Here is an 18,285-nt window from a genome sequence, read left to right as displayed (position 1 = left end):
CGGCGGTCACCGGGCGGCCGGTCAGTCGTCGGCGGTGGCCGCGGCCGCCGCGCAGGTGGGGCACAGGCCCCAGAACGTGACCTCCGCCGTCTCGACCGCGAAGCCGGACGTGGAGGAGGGGATCAGGCAGGGTGCGTGGCCGGTGACGCAGTCGACGTCGTCGACGGCACCGCACGACCGGCACACGACGTGGTGGTGGTTGTCGCCGACGCGCCGCTCGTAGCGTGCAGGGTGGCCCGCGGGCTCGATGCGCCGGACGATCCCGGCGGTCGTGAGCGCACCGAGCACGTCGTAGACGGCCTGCACGGACACCGACGGGACGCCGGCGCGCACGAGCCGCAGCACGGTGTCCGCGTCGGCGTGCGGGCTGCGGCGCAGCGCGTCGAGCACGGCCAGACGCGGGCTCGTGACGCGCAGGCCGTGGTCGCGCAGGAGTGCGGTGTCGTCCACGTCCTCCACCCAACCATCGAATCTGGAATCATTCAAGTATCGGAACGGTTCCAGATCGTGGGACCCGACGGCGGGCGCCTCTCGGACGAGGGGTGCACCGTCGTCTGGTAACCTTGTCCACGACTGACCTGCGACCGCGCGCGACTCGACCCTCACGGGACGGCGACCGGCGGTCCAGGGGCACAAGTGGAGAACCTCCCACCTGGGTCTCGACCGACCGGCTCGACCGGCGACAGGGACCGGGTCACCAGTCCGCACGTCGACGGCTCTGCCGTTCGGCGCGACTCGCGGCGACCGCACGGTCGTGCGCGGGGCGGAGCTGTACGAGGCCTCCTCCTGTGCTCAGGACGGGGGCCTTCCTCGTTCCTGACGGTCCGCCACGACGAACCTGAGGAGCACACATCAGCGAGCCCCGCATCAACGATCGGATCCGCGTCGCCGAGGTCCGCCTGGTCGGCCCCAACGGCGAGCAGGTCGGCATCGTCCGCGTGGAAGACGCACTGCGCCTGGCCCAGGACGCCGACCTCGACCTCGTCGAGGTCGCCCCGGACGCCCGCCCGCCCGTCTGCAAGATCATGGACTACGGCAAGTTCAAGTACGAAGCAGACATGAAGGCCCGCGAGGCCCGGCGCAACCAGACCAACACGGTCCTCAAGGAGATCCGCTTCCGCCTGAAGATCGACCCGCACGACTACGGCACCAAGAAGGGCCACGTCGAGCGGTTCCTCAAGGCGGGGGACAAGGTCAAGGTCATGATCATGTTCCGCGGTCGCGAGCAGTCGCGCCCGGAGATGGGCATCCGCCTGCTGCAGCGCCTCGCCGACGACGTCGCCGATCTCGGCTTCGTCGAGAGCTCGCCCAAGCAGGACGGGCGCAACATGATCATGGTCCTCGGCCCGACCAAGAAGAAGGCGGACCAGAAGCAGGAGCAGCGTCGTGCGGCGCAGGCCGCTGCGCGCGCCGCCGAGGCCGAGGACGGGGCGCCCGCCGAGGCGCCTGCGGCGCCGGCCCCGGCCGCTGCTGCACCGGCACCCGCCGCAGCCCCGGCACCTGCCGCTTCCCCGGCACCTGCCGCAACCCCGGCACCTGCCGCTGCTCCGGCCGCCGCTCCGGCTCGGGCCGCTGCTCCGGCTCCGGCCGCCGCGGCTCCGGCGCCCGCTGCTCCCGCGGCCCCGGCCGAGACGTCGTCGACGCCTCGCCCGGCCACGCCGCGTCCGGCCTCTCCCCGGCCGCCGGCCCCGCGTCCCGCGCCCGCTCGCGCGGCGCAGGCCGCACCGGCTCCCGCGGCTCGGCCCGCAGCACCCCGGCCGGCGCCCGCGTCGGCCACCCCCAAGCCGCCGGCACCTCGCCCGGCCCCGCGGCCCCGGCCGCAGGCCCCCGGACAGTCCGGCTGACCGACCTGATCACGCCGGCCCGGTTCCCCGCCGAGCCGCACGACGACGAGTCGCGCACGATCCGCGCGCGATGAGATGGACAAGGAGACACGGCAGCCATGCCGAAGAACAAGACGCACTCCGGTGCCAAGAAGCGCTTCCGGATCACCGGCAGCGGCAAGGTCATGCGTGAGCAGGCCAACGGCCGTCACCTCCTCGAGCACAAGTCGAGCCGTCGCACCCGCCGCATCGCCGGCGACGTCGTCGTCTCCGCCGCTGACACCCCGAAGATCAAGAAGCTGCTCGGCAAGTGACCCGTCCGGGGACGCGACGAGCGACCCCGGGGCACTCGAGCCCTAGACAAGCAAGGAGCATCACGTGGCACGCGTGAAGCGGGCGGTCAACGCCCAGAAGAAGCGTCGTTCGACCCTGGAGCGCGCCAGCGGTTACCGCGGCCAGCGCTCGCGGCTGTACCGCAAGGCGAAGGAGCAGGTCACCCACTCCCTCGTCTACGCCTACCGCGACCGCAAGGTCCGCAAGGCGGACTTCCGCAAGCTGTGGATCCAGCGCATCAACGCGGCGTCGCGCGAGCAGGGCCTGACGTACAACCGCCTCATCCAGGGCCTCAAGCTCGCGGGTGTCGAGGTCGACCGTCGTGTCCTCGCGGACCTCGCGGTCAACGACGCGGCGGCGTTCAACGCCCTCGTCCAGGTCGCCAAGGACGCACTGCCCGCCGACGTCAACGCGCCGTCGGCTGCGTGACGACTGCCTCGCAGCAGCACAGCACCTCCCCGGACGCCCGGCCGATGCCCGAGCTGACCAATCCCCGCGCCGAGCGGGTGAAGGCAGTGCGGGCGCTGGCCGGGCGTCCGGCGCGTTCGCGGTCGGGCCGGTTCCTCGTCGAGGGGCCGCAGGCCGTCCGCGAGGCCGTGCGTGCCGACCACGTGCGCGTGCACGACCTGTACGTCACGGACGCGGCCGCCGAGCGGTACCGCGAGATCGTCGTGGCCGCGGCCGGTCGGGGGATCGCGGCCCGCACGGGCTCCCCGGAGGTGCTCGACGCGATGAGCGCCGACGCGCAGGGCGTCGTGGCGGTCGCCGACCAGGTCGACGTCGGCCTCGACGACGTGCTCGCGAGCCGGCCGCGGCTCGTCGCGCTCCTGGCGCACGTCCGCGACCCGGGGAACGCCGGGACCGTGGTGCGCGCCGCCGACGCCGCGGGCACCGACGCCGTCGTCCTCACGCGCGAGAGCGTCGACCTGCACAACCCGAAGGTGGTGCGCTCGACCGCCGGGTCGCTGTTCCACCTGCCCGTCGCGACCGGAGCCGACCTCGTGACGGCCGTCGCGGCGCTGCGCGAGCGCGGCGTGACCGTCCTCGCGGCCGACGGCACGGGCGAGCACGACATCGACGACCTGCTGGACGTCGCCGGGAACGCGCCCGCCGGTGTGCCCGACCTGGCCGCGCCCACCGCGTGGGTGTTCGGCAACGAGGCGTGGGGCTTGCGCGACGAGGACCGCGCGCTCGCCGACGCCGTCGTGCGCGTGCCCATCCGCGGTCGCGCCGAGTCGCTCAACCTCGCGACCGCCGCCACGGTCTGCCTCTACGCGAGCGCCCGCGCGCAGCGCTGAGCGCTGACCGCCGCCGCGCGGACCGTCCGGCCTGGCAGGGTGGGTGCATGAGGTTGTTCGCCGCCGTGTGGCCCCCCGACGACGTCCTCGACCACCTCGACCTCGCGCTCGCGACCGTGCGCGGCGGCCCCGCGGGAGGCTCGGCCGCGGTGCGGTGGTCGGCACGCGAGACGTGGCACCTCACGGTCGCCTTCTACGGCGAGCTGCCGGACGGTGCCGTCCCGGGGCTCACCGCGGACCTGGCGGGCGTCGCCCACGACCGCGAGCCGTTCACGCTGACCCTGCGCGGCGCCGGCGTGTTCTCGCACCGCACGATGTGGGTGGGCGTCGGGGGTGACGTCGAGGCGCAACGGCGGCTCAGCGCCGCGTGCGTCGACGCGGGCGTCGAGGCGGGAGCCGCGCCGGACCGACGACCGCGTGAGCGGCCCCACCTGACCGTCGCCCGGATCCGCCCCGGCGCCCGACCGCCGCGGCGCGGGTCGTCGCGGCCGGCACGGGGTCGTGGCCCGGGCGAGCCCGGCGCCGACGTCGCGGTCACGGACCAGGACGTGGCACGCGGCGTCGCACGGGCGCTGGCGGTGTACGAGGGGCCGTCGTGGACGGTCGACGAGGTGTGCCTGGTCGCCTCGCGGCCGGGGGCCGGGCGGGGCGGCGGGCCGCTGTACGAGGTCGTCGAGACGTTCGCGTTCGTGTGACGGACGCGGGCGGCGGGCAGCTGTCCGCGGCACGCGGGATCGAGGTCGTGCGGGACGGGGCGTGCGTGGCACGATGAACCCCATGTCAGCACGTGCGCGGGCGGCCGGTGGTCGCCGATTTCCGCGGCCCGTCCTCGGGCTGCGCTGACGCGCGCGTGACCTGACCGCCGACGAGCGGACGGGCACGAGGGCCCGGGACGGGCGCCACTAGACTTCCCTGCTGGCCGGTGCGCTGTCGCGCGCCCGGTCAGGGCCCGTCCGTCCGTGGCGCGGACGCGGGCTCCGGCTTCTCCCCTGGAAGGTCCGCATGACCGACACACCCCTGTCCCCGCTCGACGAGGCGGGCGTCGACCTCGCGGTGAAGGCGGCCCTGGCCGCGTTCACGGCGGCCGGCGACCTCGACGAGCTCAAGGCCGCACGCCTCGCGCACCTCGGCGAGCACAGCCCCGTCGCGCTCGCGAACCGTGCGATCGGCGGCCTCGCGCCCGCCGAGAAGGGCGTCGCGGGCCGACTCCTGGGCAGCGCCCGTGGGCGGCTGCAGCAGGCGCTCGCGGAGCGGCAGACGCAGCTCGAGGCGGAGCGCGACGCGCGCGTGCTCGTCGAGGAGACCGTCGACGTGACGCTCCCCGTCGACCGGCGTCCGCGCGGTGCGCGGCACCCGCTGGAGACGCTGCAGGAGCGCATCGCGGACATCTTCGTCGCGATGGGCTGGGAGATCGCCGAGGGGCCCGAGCTCGAGTCGGAGTGGTTCAACTTCGACGCGCTGAACTTCGGCGTCGACCACCCGGCGCGGCAGATGCAGGACACGTTCTTCGTCGACCCGCCGGAGTCGGGACTCGTGCTGCGCACGCACACCTCGCCGGTGCAGGCCCGGACGCTGCTCGAGCGGGACCTGCCGGTGTACATCGCGTGCCCCGGGAAGGTGTTCCGCACGGACGCGCTCGACGCGACGCACACGCCCGTGTTCCACCAGGTCGAGGGCCTCGCGGTCGACAAGGGCCTGACGATGGCGCACCTCAAGGGCACGCTCGACCACTTCGCGCAGGCGATCTTCGGTCCCGAGGCGCGCACGCGTCTGCGGCCGTCGTTCTTCCCGTTCACCGAGCCGTCCGCCGAGATGGACCTGTGGTTCCCGCAGAAGAAGGGCGGGCCCGGCTGGATCGAGTGGGGCGGGTGCGGCATGGTCAACCCGAACGTCCTGCGGGCGTGCGGCGTCGACCCCGACGTCTACTCGGGCTTCGCCTTCGGCATGGGCATCGAGCGGACCCTGATGCTGCGCCACGGCATCGCCGACATGCACGACATGGTGGAGGGCGACGTGCGCTTCTCCACGCAGTTCGGGACGGAGATCTGATGCCCCGCGTTCCCCTGACGTGGCTCGCCGACCACGTCGACCTGCCCGCCGGCCTCACCGCCGAGCAGCTCGCCGCCGACCTCGTGCGCGTCGGGCTCGAGGAGGAGGCGATCCACCCGGCCGCCGTCACCGGGCCGCTGGTCGTGGGCGAGGTCGTCGAGCGCACGCCCGAGCCGCAGAAGAACGGCAAGACGATCAACTGGTGCCGCGTCGACGTGGGCCCGGAGCACAACGAGCCCGGCGGGTCCCCGCGCGGGATCGTGTGTGGCGCGCACAACTTCGACGTGGGCGACAAGGTCGTCGTCGCGCTGCCCGGTGCGGTGCTGCCCGGGCCGTTCCCGATCGCGTCGCGCAAGACGTACGGCCACGTGTCGGACGGCATGATCTGCTCCGCGCGCGAGCTCGGCCTGGGCGACGACCACGCTGGCATCATCGTGCTGTCCACGCTCGGGATCGACGCTCCCGTCGGTACCGACGCGCGCGAGCTGCTCGGGCTCGGCGACGAGGTGCTCGAGATCAACGTGACGCCCGACCGCGGGTACGCGTTCTCGATGCGCGGGGTCGCCCGCGAGTACGCGCACGCCACGGGTGCGACGTTCACCGACCGCGGGCTGCCGACGCCGGAGCAGCGCGAGCCCGCGTCGGGCGGCGTCGCCGTCGAGCTCGAGGACGACGCGCCGGTCCACGGCGTGCCCGGCGCGGACCGGTTCGTCGCGCAGGTCGTGCGCGGCGTCCGGGCGAACGACCCGTCGCCGCAGTGGATGCAGCGGCGACTGACGCAGGCCGGCATGCGGCCCCTCGGGCTCGCGGTCGACGTGACGAACTACGTCATGCTCGACCTCGGGCAGCCGACGCACGCATACGACCTCGCGAAGGTCACCGCGCCCGTCGTCGTCCGGCGCGCACGCGCGGGCGAGCGGCTCGTCACGCTCGACGGCGTCGACCGTGCGCTCGACCCCGAGGACCTGCTCATCACCGACAGCACCGGGGAGCGCGCCGGACGCGTGCTCGGGCTCGCGGGCGTCATGGGCGGCGGGGACAGCGAGGTCGGCGAGGACACCACGGACCTGCTGATCGAGGCGGCGCACTTCGACCCGGTGTCGGTCGCGCGCACGTCGCGGCGGCACAAGCTGTCGAGCGAGGCCGCCAAGCGGTTCGAGCGAGGCGTCGACCCGCAGCTGCCGCGGGTCGCGGTCGCGCGCGTCGTGGAGCTGCTCGTCGAGCACGGCGGTGGCGTCCCCGACGACGGCCTCACCGACGTCGACCGGACGTCCGAGCCGCCGACGATCACGCTGCCCGTCGACCTTCCGGGTCGCCTGGTCGGCGTGCCGTACACGGTCGACGAGGTGCGCACGGTGCTGACCCGGATCGGCGCCGTGGTGTCCGACGCGGGGGACGACGCGCTCGCGGTGCGCGTGCCGTCGTGGCGCCCTGACCTGCTCGTGCCGGTCGACCTCGTCGAGGAGGTCGCGCGCCTGCGTGGCTACGACGCGATCCCGTCGACGCTGCCGGTCGCGCCCGCCGGTCGCGGGCTGACCGACGGTCAGCGGACGCGCCGCTCGGTCGCGCGCGCGCTCGCCGAGGCGGGCTTCGTCGAGGTGCTGACGTACCCGTTCGTGTCGACGGAGCAGCTCGACGCGCTCGCGCTCCCCGAGGAAGACGACCGTCGCCGCGCCGCCCGCCTGGTCAACCCGCTCGCGGAGTCGCACCCGTACCTGCGGACGAACCTGCTGGTGACGCTGCTGGACGCGGCGCGCCGCAACGTCGGTCGCGGCCAGAGCGACCTCGCGGTCTTCGAGATCGGGCTCGTCACGCGACCGGCCCCCGACGCCCCGGCGGCTCCGCGCCTGCCGGGCGGCGTGCGCCCGAGCGACGACGACCTCGCCGCGATCGAGGCCGCCGTCCCGGCGCAGCCGCGTCGCGTCGCGGGCGTGCTCGCGGGCGCCGCGGAGCCCGCCGGGTGGTGGGGGAGCGGCCGTCGGGCCGACCACACCGACGCGATCGCGGCGGCCCGTCGGGTCGCCGAGGTCGTGGGCGTCGACGTCGTTCTCACGGCCGACGCCGAGCACCTGCCCTGGCACCCGGGTCGTTGTGCGCGGATCGCGCTCGCCGACGGCACGCTCGTCGGGCACGCCGGCGAGCTGCACCCGAACGTCGTCGTGGCGCACGGGCTGCCTTCGCGGGCGTCCGCGTTCGAGCTCGACCTCGACGTGCTGCTCGCGGCCGCGCCCACCGAGCCGACGCAGGCGCACCCGGTGTCGTCGTTCCCGCTCGCGAAGGAGGACGTCGCGCTCGTCGTCCCCGCGACGGTGCCGGCCGCCGACGTGCTCGACGCCGTCCGCACCGGCGCGGCCGCCGGGCCTGCCGGGGACGTCGTGGAGGACGTGCGGCTGTTCGACGTGTACGTCGGTGACCAGGTGCCGGACGGGACGCGGTCGCTCGCGTTCTCGCTGCGGCTCCGCGCGGCCGACCGGACACTGACGGCTCAGGAGACGGCGGGCGTCCGCGAGGCCGTCGTCGCCGAGGCGCAGCGCCGGTTCGGGGCGACCCTGCGGGCCTGACGACCCGCTGACCAGCAGCGACGGCCCCGCGACCTGCCACGGTCGCGGGGCCGTCGTCGTCTCCGGGGCCGGTCCAGGCACCCGGCTGAACCCGGACGAAGTCGTCGGACGTGGGACGAGTTCACCAAACGGTTACCGACGAGTAGTTGCCGTGAATCGGACGGAAAGGCGAAGGTGGCTGGTGGCCCGCCACGAGCGGGCATCTCTTGTGCCCCCGATGAAGGAGAGCTCGACGTGCACGCAGGAGTGAAGTCGGCGACCGGGGGCCTCGCAGCCCTCGCGCTGGCGGCGGCCGGGTCACTGGCCGCGGCGACACAGGCGGCAGCGGCGCCGTCACCCACGGCGCCCCTGGTCATCAACGAGGTGTACGGCGGGGGCGGCAACTCCGGCGCGCCGTTCAACCGCGACTTCGTCGAGCTGGTGAACACGACCACGGCACCCGTCAGCGTCGACGGGTGGGCGGTGCAGTACGCGTCGGCGACGGGGACGTCCTGGCAGGTCACGGCCCTGTCGGGGTCCGTGGCCGCCGGGGACAGCCTGCTCGTCGGCATGGGCTCGGGCGCGACGGGGGCCGCGTTCGAGGTCGACGTCGAGGGCACGACGCTCATGGGCGCGTCGAACGGCAAGGTCGCGCTGACGTCGAGCGCGACCGCGCTCACGTGCGGAGCCGCCGCGAACCCGTGCAGCACGCAGGCGGCGGTCGTCGACCTCGTCGGCTACGGCACGGCGACCGACTTCAGCGGCACGGGGGCGGCCCCCGCGGCGTCCAACACCACCTCGGTGTCGCGCAACGCGACCCACACGAACACCGCGGACAACGCGGCCGACTTCACCGCCGGGACGCCCACGCCGCAGAAGTCCGGCGACGGCAGCGACCCGGGCGACCCGGGTGACGGCGCGTACACGATCGCGGAGATCCAGGGCACCGGCGCGGCGTCGCCGCTGCAGGGTGCGACGGTCACGACGACGGGTGTCGTCACGGCGGCGTACCCGACGGGCGGCTTCAACGGCTACGTGATCCAGACGGCCGGCACGGGCGGCGCGCTCGACCCGACGCGCACGGCGTCGGACGCGATCTTCGTGTTCTCGTCGGCGACCGTCGGCTCGGTGGCGATCGGCGACCACGTCGAGGTCACGGGCGTCGTGAGCGAGTTCAACGGGCTCACGGAGATCACGGTCGCGGCGGGTGGCGTCGAGGCGCTCGCCACGCCCGGCGCGGTCACGCCGCTGAGCGGCGGCTGGCCGACGACGGCCGAGGCGCGCGAGGCGATCGAGTCGATGCTGCTGGCGCCGACCGGTGACTTCACCGTCGCGAACACGTTCTCCACCAACCAGTACGGCGAGGTCGGCCTCGCGGCGGGCACGACGCCGCTGCTCCAGCCGACCGAGGTCGGGCGTCCGGGCTCCGCGGAGGCGACGGCGACCGTCGCGGACGACGCGGCGCGCGGCGTCGTGCTCGACGACGGCGCGACGACGAACTTCCTGTCGTCGGCGAACCAGTCGCAGACGCCGCCGTACGTCTCGCTCACGAACCCGGTCCGCGTCGGTGCCGCCGCGACGTTCCAGGCGCCCGTGATCGTCGACTACCGCAACAACGCGTGGAAGCTCAACCCGACCAGCCAGTACGTGGCGGGCGGGACCGCGCCGGTGACGTTCGAGAACGACCGCACCGCATCGCCCGCCGACGTCGGCGGCGACGTCAAGGTGGCGTCGTTCAACGTGCTCAACTACTTCACGACCCTCGGCGCGCAGGGCGCGACGTGCGTGCCGTTCCGTGACCGCACGGGTGACCCCGTCACGGTCGACGAGGGCTGCGCGCAGCGCGGTGCGTGGGACCCAGCGGACCTCCAGCGTCAGCAGGACAAGATCGTCGCGGCGATCAACGCGCTCGACGCGGACGTCGTGGGCCTGCTCGAGATCGAGAACTCGGCGGTCGTCGACGGCGTCGCGGACGAGGCGCTCGGCACCCTGGTCGACGCGCTCAACGCCGAGGCTGGGGCCGGCACGTGGGCGTTCGTCCCGTCGTCGGCGGACCTGCCGGCGGTCGAGCTGCAGGACACCATCACCAACGCGCTGATCTACCGCACCGCGTCGGTCGAGCGGACGGGCGACGCCCGCGCGCTCGGCACGGCCAGCGCCGACGGCCAGGCGTTCGCGAACGCGCGCGAGCCGATCGCACAGGCGTTCACGCCCGTCGCGGGCGGCGAGCCGGTGCTCGTCGTCGTCAACCACCTCAAGTCGAAGGGCTCGGCCGGTCCGTGGCCCGGTGACGCGGACGCGGGCGACGGGCAGGGCGCGTCGAACGAGTCGCGCGTCCGCCAGGCGACCGCGCTGCGGGACTGGGTGCCGACGATCCAGGGCGACACCGAGGCCGTCGCGCTCGTCGGCGACTTCAACGCGTACACGCACGAGGACCCGCTGCAGGTCCTGTACGACGCCGGCTACGTCGACGCGGTCGACCAGCTCGCGCCGGGGCAGTGGTCGTACACGTTCTCCGGGCTGTCCGGCTCGCTCGACCACGTGCTCCTCAACGCCGCCGCGCGTGAGCGCGCGACAGGGGCCGACGTGTGGGAAATCAACGCCGAGGAGTCCATCGCGCTGGAGTACAGCCGGTACAACTACCACGGCACGCTCTTCTACGCGGACGACGTGTACCGGTCGTCCGACCACGACCCGGTCGTCGTCGGACTCACCGCCGGGGACAACACCGGCCCGGTCGACCTCACGTTCCTCAACATCAACGACTTCCACGGGCGCATCGACGCCAACACCGTGAAGTTCGCGGGGACGGTCGAGAAGGAGCGCGCGGCGGCCCCCGGCCCGGTCGCGTTCCTGTCGGCGGGCGACAACATCGGCGCCTCGCTGTTCGCGTCGGCGGTCCAGCAGGACCAGCCGACGATCGACGTGCTGAACGCGCTCGAGCTGCGCGCGTCCGCGGTCGGCAACCACGAGTTCGACGGCGGGTTCAGCGACCTCACCGGGCGCGTGGTCCCGGCGGCGGACTTCACCTACCTCGGCGCGAACGTCTACCAGAAGGGCACGACGACCCCGGCGCTGCCGGAGTACGCGCTGCTCGACATGGGCGGCGTGACCGTCGGCGTCATCGGCGCCGTCACCGAGGAGACCCCGACGCTCGTCACCCCGGGCGGCATCGCGACGCTCGACTTCGGCGACCCCGTCGAGGCCGTCAACCGCGTCGCGGCGCAGCTCACCGACGGCGACGCGTCGAACGGCGAGGCCGACGTGCTCGTCGCCGAGTACCACGAGGGCGCCGGCGCCGGCACGCCCGACGGCGCGACGCTCGAGGAGGAGGTCGCCGCCGGCGGCGCCTTCGCGGCGATCGTCGAGGACACGTCGGCCGCGGTCGACGCGATCTTCACCGGCCACACCCACAAGCAGTACGCGTGGGAGGGTCCGATCCCCGGTGACGCCGACCGGACGCGGCCGATCGTCCAGACCGGTTCCTACGGCGAGTTCATCGGCAAGGTCGTGCTGACGTACGACCCGGAGACGGACGAGGTCACGGCGCACACGCAGACCAACGTGCCGCGCACCACGGACGCCGACGCGACGCTCATCAGCACGTTCCCGCGCGTCGCGGCGGTCAACCAGATCGTCACCGACGCGCTCGCGTACGCGGCCGTCGTCGGCAACCAGCCCGTCGGTTCCGTGACCGCGGACATCACGACCGCGTACTCCGGCGGCTCCTACGTGAACGGCGTCTACGTCGGCTCGGGCCCGCTGCCCAGCACCGGCCGCGACGACCGGTCCAAGGAGTCGACGCTCGGCGGCCTGGTGGCGAACTCGCTGCTCGACACGCTCGCCGCACCCGAGCGTGGCGGTGCCGACATCGGCGTCGTCAACCCGGGCGGCATGCGCAACGAGCTGTTCTACGCGCCCGACGGCGTCATCACCTACGCCGAGGCCAACGCGGTCCTGCCGTTCGTCAACAACCTCTGGACCACGACCCTCAGGGGCGACCAGGTGAAGACGATGCTCGAGCAGCAGTGGCAGACCAACCGGGACGGCACCATCCCGAGCCGCCCCTACCTGCAGCTCGGCCTGTCGTCGAACGTCACCTACACGTACGACCCCGATGCACCGCTCGGGTCGCACATCACGTCGGTCACGGTGAACGGCGAGCCGCTCGACCCGGAGGCCGAGTACCGCATCGGCACGTTCTCGTTCCTCGCGCAGGGCGGCGACAACTTCCGGGTGTTCGAGGACGGCGCCGACACGGCGGACTCGGGTCTCATCGACCGGGACGCGTGGATCGCCTACCTGCAGGCGCACCCGAACCTGTCGCCGGACTTCGCGCGGCAGGCCGTGGGCCTCGCCGACGTGCCGACGACCGTCGAGGCGGGCGGTCAGCTCGCGTTCGACGTCACCGGGCTCGACCTGACGAGCCTCGGCTCGCCGCTCAACACGTCGCTCGACGTGCGCGTCGACGGCCAGTCGATCGGCACGGCTGCCGTGACGAACGGCGCGGCCACGGTCGCCGTGACCGTCCCGGAGGGCACCCCCGCCGGGGCGCACGTCCTCACGCTCGTCGCGAGCCCCAGCGGCACCACCGTGACGCTGCCGCTCACGGTCGAGGAGGGCCGGGCGTCGTCCACCACGACGCTCACCGCGAAGCCGACGAGCCAGGTCTTCGGCAAGTCGAAGGCCAAGCTCACCGCGACGGTCACGTCCGACGCGGCCGTGAAGGGGGCCACCGTCGAGTTCGTCGCCGGTGACACCGTCCTCGGCGCCGAGACCCTGTCGAAGCAGGGCAAGGCGACCTTCACGCTCCCGGCGAGCACGCCCGCCGGGACCTACGAGGTCGTCGCCCGGTTCGCCGGTACCGCCGACGTGGCGCCGTCGCAGTCCGAGCCGGTGACGGTCACCGTCACCCAGGTGAAGACGCACACGGGCTTGCTCGCCACCCGCACGACGCAGAAGCAGGGCTCGCTCCTGCCGACGCTGCTCGTCGCGGGCGTCGTGCAGGAGAACCTGCGGATCCCGTCCGGGAAGGTCGAGATCCGTGAGGGCACCACCGTGGTCAGCCGCCACGACGTCGTCCTCGGTGTCGCGATCGGTCGTGTGCCGCACGACGCGCCCGTCGGGACGCACACCTACACCGCGACCTTCGTGCCGAGCGACCCGAACGTCGCGCCCAGCACGAGCGACCCGGTGACGGTCCGCGTCACGCGCTGACGCAGCAGTCGACGGCCCGGCCGTCCGCCCGTCGAGGGCGGTGGCCGGGCCGTCGTCGCATGACGGCCCTTTGTCCCATGTGCCGCATACGCCGGAAGGGGGACGCTGGTCCCATGGCCGATCAGTCGCGCACCGACCGACGCCCGCTCCCGCGCGTCACCTCCGGACCGCAGCCCTGGCAGCCGCCCGAGCAGCGGCACACGCCGGGCGGTGTCTGGGCGCCGGACCCCCTCGCCGTGCCCGCGGTCGCCGGCTGGGTCGACCCCGACGACCGCGTCGTCTGGTTCGAGCACCGCGGCCCCACCGGCGGCCACACCTGGGGCACCGCGCGGTAGCCCCGCCCGACGACACCCGACGACGCCCGACGACCCGTCGGTCCACCTGGTGAACCGTGGGCCGACGGGTCGTCGGCGTCGTGGCTAGCCTGAGCGCACTGACACGGGGTGCCCCGCACCGCCCGAGAGGGCGGCCGAGGGCTGAGATCACACCCGCCGAACCTGATCTAGTTCGTACTAGCGAAGGGATGTCGTCGCGATGACGTCTGCCCACCCGTCCACCGACCCGCACGGCGACGCGCTCGCGCTCGCCGACGCCGCCGGGGAGGCCCTCACGGACCTCCGCGCGGCGACGCCGCTCGTCCAGTGCCTGACGAACGAGGTCACGACCCACCTCGTCGCGAGCACGCTGCTCGCGATCGGCGCGTCGCCCGCGATGGCGGCCGTCCCGGGCGAGGCCGAGGAGCTCGCCGGCGCCGCGGGCGCCGTCCTCGTCAACCTCGGCACCCCCGACCCCGACCTGCGCGCGTGCGTCGAGACGACCGTCGCCGCCGCGAGCGGCGCGCGCACCCCCTGGGTGCTCGACCCCGTCGCGGTGGGCGTCCTCTCGGTGCGGACGCGCCTCGCGGCCCGGCTCGTCGCGCAGGGTCCGGCGGTCGTCCGCGGGAATGCGAGCGAGGTGCGCGCGCTCGCGGGTCGACTCTCCGCGGGGCGAGGCGTCGACGCGCGCGACGCGGTCGACAGCGCTCGCGCGGCCGCCTCCGACCTCGCGGCCCGGCACGGCACGGTCGTCGCCGTGTCCGGACCGGTCGACCTCGTCACCGACGGCGCACACGACGTGCGCCTGACCGTCGGGCACCCCCTGCTCACCCGGATCACCGGTGCCGGATGCGCGCTCGGCGGCCTCGTGGCCGCGTTCGCCGCCGTGACCGAGCCGCTCGTCGCCGCCGTGGGCGCGTCGACCGCCCTCGGCCTCGCCGCCGAGCGCGCGGCCGAGGGCGCCGCCGGTCCGGCGTCCTTCCAGGTGGCGCTCGTGGACCACCTCTTCGCGCTCGCGCCGGACGACCTCGCGGCGCGCGTCCTCACGGCGGCGACGGTCGAGCGCGCGGCGGTGCCCGCGTGACGCGCGCCCTGCCGCCCGGGCCGTACCTCGTGGTCGACGCGGACACGTGCGCCGCGGCGGCGCGCCGCCCCGCCGACGTGGCGCGTGTCGCCGTCGCGGCCGGGGTGCGCGTGCTGCAGGTCCGCGCCAAGCGTGCCCCGGTCCGCGACCTCGTCGCCTTCACGGTCGACGTGACCCGAGCCGTCGACGGCACCGGCGCGCTGGTGATCGTCGACGACCGCGTCGACGTGGCGCTCGCGGCCCGTGGGCGCGGCTGCGCGGTCGCCGGCGTCCACGTCGGCCAGGGCGACCTCGATGTCGCCGACGTGCGACGGCTGCTCGGTGACGACGCCGTCGTGGGGGTGTCCGCCGCGACCGCGGAGCACCTCGCGCGCGTCGACGCGGACGTCGCCGACTACGTCGGCGTCGGACCGGTCCGGGGGACCGCGACCAAGCCCGACGCCGGACCGCCGCTCGGGCTCGACGGCCTGCGCGTCGCGGCGGACCTCAGCCCGCTGCCGGTCGTCGCGATCGGCGGCCTCGGCGTCGCCGACGTGGCCGAGGTGCGCGCCGCGGGGGCGCACGGCATCGCCGTCGTGTCCGCGGTCTGCGCGGCCCCGGACCCCGCGCGCGCGTCCGCGGCCCTGGTCGCGGCGTGGACGGGTGCGGGGCGCGCGACGGCCGCGGCGGTGGGGACCGCGGCGGCGACGGACGTCACGGCGTCGGCAGCGACCGCGTCGGGCGCGGCGGCGAGGGTGACCCGGTGACCGCGGCTGCACGCCCGCGGGTCCTCTCGGTCGCCGGCACGGACCCGACCGGAGGAGCCGGCGTCCAGGCCGACCTCAAGTCGTTCGCCGCGCACGGCGCGTACGGCATGGCGGTCGTCACCGCGCTGGTCGCCCAGAACACCCGGGGCGTCCGCGACGTGCTCGTGCCGGACGTCGGGTTCCTGCGCGCGCAGCTCGACGCCGTGTCGGACGACGTCACGGTCGACGCGGTGAAGGTCGGCATGCTCGCGACGGCGGCGGTGGCCGACACGGTGCACGACTGGCTCGCGCTGCACCGGCCACCGTTCGTCGTGCTCGACCCGGTGATGGTCGCGTCGAGCGGCGACCGCCTGCTGGACGACGACGCCGTCGCCGCGGTCCGCCGCCTGCTCGGGGTCGCCGACGTCGTCACGCCCAACCTGCCGGAGCTGGCCGTGCTCGCCGGTGAGCCGGTCGCGGGCACGTGGGCGGACGCGGTGCAGCAGGCATCGAGGCTCGCGCGCGCGACGGGTGTCGCGGTGCTGGTCAAGGGCGGCCACCTCCCCGGCGTGGAGAGCCCGGACGCGCTCGTGGACCGCGAGCGGGTCGTCGAGCTGCCGGGCGCACGCGTCGTGACGACGAGCACGCACGGCACCGGCTGCTCGCTGTCGGCGGCGCTCGCGGCGCTGCGTCCCCGGAGGCCGGACTGGGTCTCGGCGGCGCGCGACGCGAAGCGCTGGCTCGGCGGTGCGATCGCGGCGGGGGAGGCGCTGCGCGTCGGCTCCGGCCACGGTCCCGTCGACCACTTCCACCACGCACCGTCGCTCGGGCTGCCCGTGTTCACCGACGAGGTCGGCGACACGCTCGCCGCCGCGTGCGCGCAGTCGCTCGCGCAGCCGCTCGTCCGCGGTCTGGCCGACGGCAGCCTGCCCGCCGACGCGTTCGTCGAGCAGCTCCACCAGGACGCGATCTACCTGACGGCGTACTCGCGCGTCCTCGCGCGCGCGTCGTCGTTGGCGCCGTCGGGCGAGGCGCAGGAGTTCTTCGCGCGCGGTGCGCACTCGTCGCTCGCGGTCGAGCGGAGCCTGCACGAGACGTACCTCGCGCGGGCGGCGGTCCGGCCGTCGTCGCCGCCGTCGGCGGTCACGCGCGCGTACGTCGACCACCTCGCCGCCGTCGCGGCGCACGGCTCGTACGCGGAGGTCGTCGCCGCGGTGCTGCCCTGCTACTGGGTGTACGCGGAGGTCGGCGTCGCACTGCTCGCGACAGCGGACGCCGTCCCCGGTCACCCGTACCGCGACTGGGTCGCGACGTACGGCAGCGCACCGTTCACCGACCACGCCGCGCACGCGTGCCGGCTCGCCGACGCCGCCGCGCAGCACGCCGACCCGGCGACCCGGGAGCGCATGGTCGCCGCCTTCGACGCGTCGTGCCGGCACGAGGTCGCGTTCTTCGGCCAGGTCACCGTCGCCGTGACGGGAAAGCAGCGGCCGGTCGTCCTCGCGGTGCCGTGACGTGCCGCCGCGGCCCGGGACACGTCGCCCGGGCCGCGGCGCCACCTCAGAGGTACTGGTGGTACGCGGGCAGGTCGAGGATGCCGTTGCCCGACAGACCGATGACGATCGTCTCCGCCTCGGTCGCGGCGCGCGCGTGCGCGATCGCGCCGGCCACGGCGTGCGTCGACTCGGGTGCGGGGATGATCCCCTCGGCGCGCGCGAACTCGACGCCCGCGGCGAACGCGTCCTCCTGCTCGACGGCGATCGCGGACAGCAGCCCGAGCTCGTAGGCGTGCGACACCATGGGCGCCATGCCGTGGTAGCGCAGGCCGCCGGCGTGGATGGGCGGCGGCACGAAGTCCTTCCCGAGCGTGTGCATCTTGAGCAGCGGCGTGAGCCCGGCGACGTCGCCGAAGTCGTACCGGTACTCGCCCTGCGTCATCGACGGGCACGCGGCGGGCTCGCACGCGACGACGCGCGTCGTGGCGCCGTCGCGCAGGTTGCGGCCGAGGAACGGGAACGCGAGGCCGCCGAGGTTCGACCCGCCGCCCGCGCAGCCGAACACGACGTCGGCGGTCTCGCCGATCTCGTCGAGCTGGGCGAGGGCCTCCTGACCGATCACGGACTGGTGCAGCAGCACGTGGTTCAGCACCGACCCGAGCGCGTAGTGCGCCGCCGGGTTCGTGGCGGCGGCCTCGACGGCCTCGCTGATCGCCATGCCGAGCGACCCGGTGGTGTCGGGGTCGGCGGCGAGCATCGCACGACCGGCCTCGGTGAGGTTGGACGGGGACGGGTGGCACACGCCGCCGTACGTCTCCATCTGCATGCGGCGGTACGGCTTGGCGTCGTAGGACGCGCGCACCTGCCAGACCTCGCACTCGAGCCCGAGCAGCGCGCACGCCATCGACAGCGACGCGCCCCACTGGCCGGCCCCGGTCTCGGTCGTGAGCTTCCTGATCCCCTCGACGGCGTTGTAGTACGCCTGCGCGACGGCCGTGTTCGGCTTGTGCGACCCGACCGGGCTCACGCCCTCGTACTTGTAGTAGATCCGCGCGGGCGTCCCCAGCGCACGCTCCAGCCGGACGGCCCGGACCAGCGGCGACGGCCGCCACAGCGCGTACAGCTCGCGGACGGTCTGCGGGATCTCGACCCAGCGCTCGGTCGTGACCTCCTGCGCGATGAGCGCCATCGGGAACAGCGGCGCGAGGTCGTCGGGCGTGAGCGGCTCGCGCGTGCCGGGGTGCAGCGCGGGCGGGCACGGCTCGGGCAGGTCGGCCGCGAGGTTGTACCAGTGGGTCGGGACCGTCGAGGGGACGGTGATCCCGAGCGGGTCGGTCCGGGGGGCGGGGCGCACGTCGTCGGGCGTGGTGGTCATGGCGTGACCCTAGGCCGGACGACGGCGCCCC

General features: G+C 74.6%; 13 protein-coding genes, 1 pseudogene and 1 riboswitch. Of the genes and pseudogenes, 12 read left to right on the top strand and 2 right to left on the bottom strand.

Annotated features, from left to right (window positions below):
* Positions 1–21: 21 nt before the first annotated feature.
* Positions 22–450, bottom strand: a complete 429-nt coding sequence (locus OOT42_RS11825; protein WP_273651409.1) for a Fur family transcriptional regulator — start codon at positions 448–450, stop codon at positions 22–24.
* Positions 451–851: 401 nt separating this feature from the next.
* Between OOT42_RS11825 and infC the strand changes: the two are divergent.
* The 12 genes and pseudogenes from infC to thiD all read left to right on the top strand — a co-directional run.
* Positions 852–1,481, top strand: a pseudogene (gene infC / locus OOT42_RS11820) (translation initiation factor IF-3); the annotation flags it as partial.
* A gap of 461 nt (positions 1,482–1,942) precedes the next feature.
* Positions 1,943–2,137, top strand: a complete 195-nt coding sequence (gene rpmI, locus OOT42_RS11815) for a 50S ribosomal protein L35 (protein ID WP_013770804.1) — start codon at positions 1,943–1,945, stop codon at positions 2,135–2,137.
* Positions 2,138–2,201: 64 nt separating this feature from the next.
* Positions 2,202–2,585 carry a 50S ribosomal protein L20 gene (gene rplT / locus OOT42_RS11810; RefSeq protein WP_273651408.1) on the top strand — a complete coding sequence of 128 codons (384 nt, stop codon included), beginning with the start codon at positions 2,202–2,204 and terminating at the stop codon, positions 2,583–2,585.
* Positions 2,586–2,629: 44 nt separating this feature from the next.
* The gene (locus tag OOT42_RS11805; protein ID WP_273651407.1) at positions 2,630–3,454 is read left to right on the top strand and encodes a TrmH family RNA methyltransferase; all 825 of its coding nucleotides are present in this window, start codon (positions 2,630–2,632) and stop codon (positions 3,452–3,454) included.
* Between the two features lie 47 nt (positions 3,455–3,501).
* Positions 3,502–4,149: an RNA 2',3'-cyclic phosphodiesterase gene (thpR, locus tag OOT42_RS11800; RefSeq protein WP_273651406.1), complete on the top strand. Its 648-nt coding sequence runs from the start codon at positions 3,502–3,504 to the stop codon at positions 4,147–4,149.
* Between the two features lie 307 nt (positions 4,150–4,456).
* A complete protein-coding gene (pheS, locus tag OOT42_RS11795; protein ID WP_273651405.1) occupies positions 4,457–5,503 on the top strand; it encodes a phenylalanine--tRNA ligase subunit alpha in 1,047 nt (348 codons plus the stop codon).
* Positions 5,503–8,064 carry a phenylalanine--tRNA ligase subunit beta gene (gene pheT, locus OOT42_RS11790; RefSeq protein ID WP_273651404.1) on the top strand — a complete coding sequence of 854 codons (2,562 nt, stop codon included), beginning with the start codon at positions 5,503–5,505 and terminating at the stop codon, positions 8,062–8,064. The genes pheS and pheT overlap by 1 nt, the downstream gene beginning before the upstream one ends.
* Positions 8,065–8,298: 234 nt before the next feature.
* Complete coding sequence (locus OOT42_RS11785; RefSeq protein WP_273651403.1) at positions 8,299–13,260, top strand: ExeM/NucH family extracellular endonuclease; 4,962 nt, start codon at positions 8,299–8,301, stop codon at positions 13,258–13,260.
* Positions 13,261–13,373: 113 nt separating this feature from the next.
* Positions 13,374–13,595, top strand: a complete 222-nt coding sequence (locus OOT42_RS11780) for a hypothetical protein (protein ID WP_273651402.1) — start codon at positions 13,374–13,376, stop codon at positions 13,593–13,595.
* Positions 13,596–13,689: 94 nt separating this feature from the next.
* Positions 13,690–13,801, top strand: a riboswitch (TPP riboswitch).
* Complete coding sequence (gene thiM, locus OOT42_RS11775; RefSeq protein ID WP_273651401.1) at positions 13,795–14,658, top strand: hydroxyethylthiazole kinase; 864 nt, start codon at positions 13,795–13,797, stop codon at positions 14,656–14,658. (Overlaps the previous riboswitch by 7 nt.)
* Entirely contained in the window at positions 14,655–15,404 is a 750-nt protein-coding gene (thiE, locus tag OOT42_RS11770) for a thiamine phosphate synthase (RefSeq protein WP_273651400.1), read from the top strand. The genes thiM and thiE overlap by 4 nt, the downstream gene beginning before the upstream one ends.
* Positions 15,401–16,897 (top strand): bifunctional hydroxymethylpyrimidine kinase/phosphomethylpyrimidine kinase, encoded by a 1,497-nt coding sequence (thiD, locus tag OOT42_RS11765; RefSeq protein ID WP_273651399.1) that lies wholly within the window; start codon positions 15,401–15,403, stop codon positions 16,895–16,897. The genes thiE and thiD overlap by 4 nt, the downstream gene beginning before the upstream one ends.
* 46 nt (positions 16,898–16,943) lie before the next feature.
* Here the strand turns inward: thiD and OOT42_RS11760 are convergent, their stop codons facing one another.
* A complete protein-coding gene (locus OOT42_RS11760; protein ID WP_273651398.1) occupies positions 16,944–18,254 on the bottom strand; it encodes a TrpB-like pyridoxal phosphate-dependent enzyme in 1,311 nt (436 codons plus the stop codon).
* Between the last annotated feature and the right edge of the window lie 31 nt (positions 18,255–18,285).

Source organism: Cellulomonas fimi, assembly GCF_028583725.1.
Taxonomy (GTDB): Bacteria; Actinomycetota; Actinomycetes; order Actinomycetales; family Cellulomonadaceae; genus Cellulomonas; species Cellulomonas fimi_B.
Note: the sequence above shows the minus strand (reverse complement) of the source record. Positions and strands in the feature narration are given on the sequence as shown.

What these genes read in the sequence shown, in the direction of transcription:
- rpmI (WP_013770804.1), top strand. Translation starts at nt 1,943, where the DNA reads ATGCCGAAGAACAAGACGCACTCCGGTGCCAAGAAGCGCTTCCGGATC.
- OOT42_RS11805 (WP_273651407.1), top strand. Translation starts at nt 2,630, where the DNA reads ATGCCCGAGCTGACCAATCCCCGCGCCGAGCGGGTGAAGGCAGTGCGG.
- thpR (WP_273651406.1), top strand. Translation starts at nt 3,502, where the DNA reads ATGAGGTTGTTCGCCGCCGTGTGGCCCCCCGACGACGTCCTCGACCAC.
- pheS (WP_273651405.1), top strand. Translation starts at nt 4,457, where the DNA reads ATGACCGACACACCCCTGTCCCCGCTCGACGAGGCGGGCGTCGACCTC.
- pheT (WP_273651404.1), top strand. Translation starts at nt 5,503, where the DNA reads ATGCCCCGCGTTCCCCTGACGTGGCTCGCCGACCACGTCGACCTGCCC.
- OOT42_RS11780 (WP_273651402.1), top strand. Translation starts at nt 13,374, where the DNA reads ATGGCCGATCAGTCGCGCACCGACCGACGCCCGCTCCCGCGCGTCACC.
- thiM (WP_273651401.1), top strand. Translation starts at nt 13,795, where the DNA reads ATGACGTCTGCCCACCCGTCCACCGACCCGCACGGCGACGCGCTCGCG.
- OOT42_RS11760 (WP_273651398.1), bottom strand. Translation starts at nt 18,254, where the DNA reads ATGACCACCACGCCCGACGACGTGCGCCCCGCCCCCCGGACCGACCCG.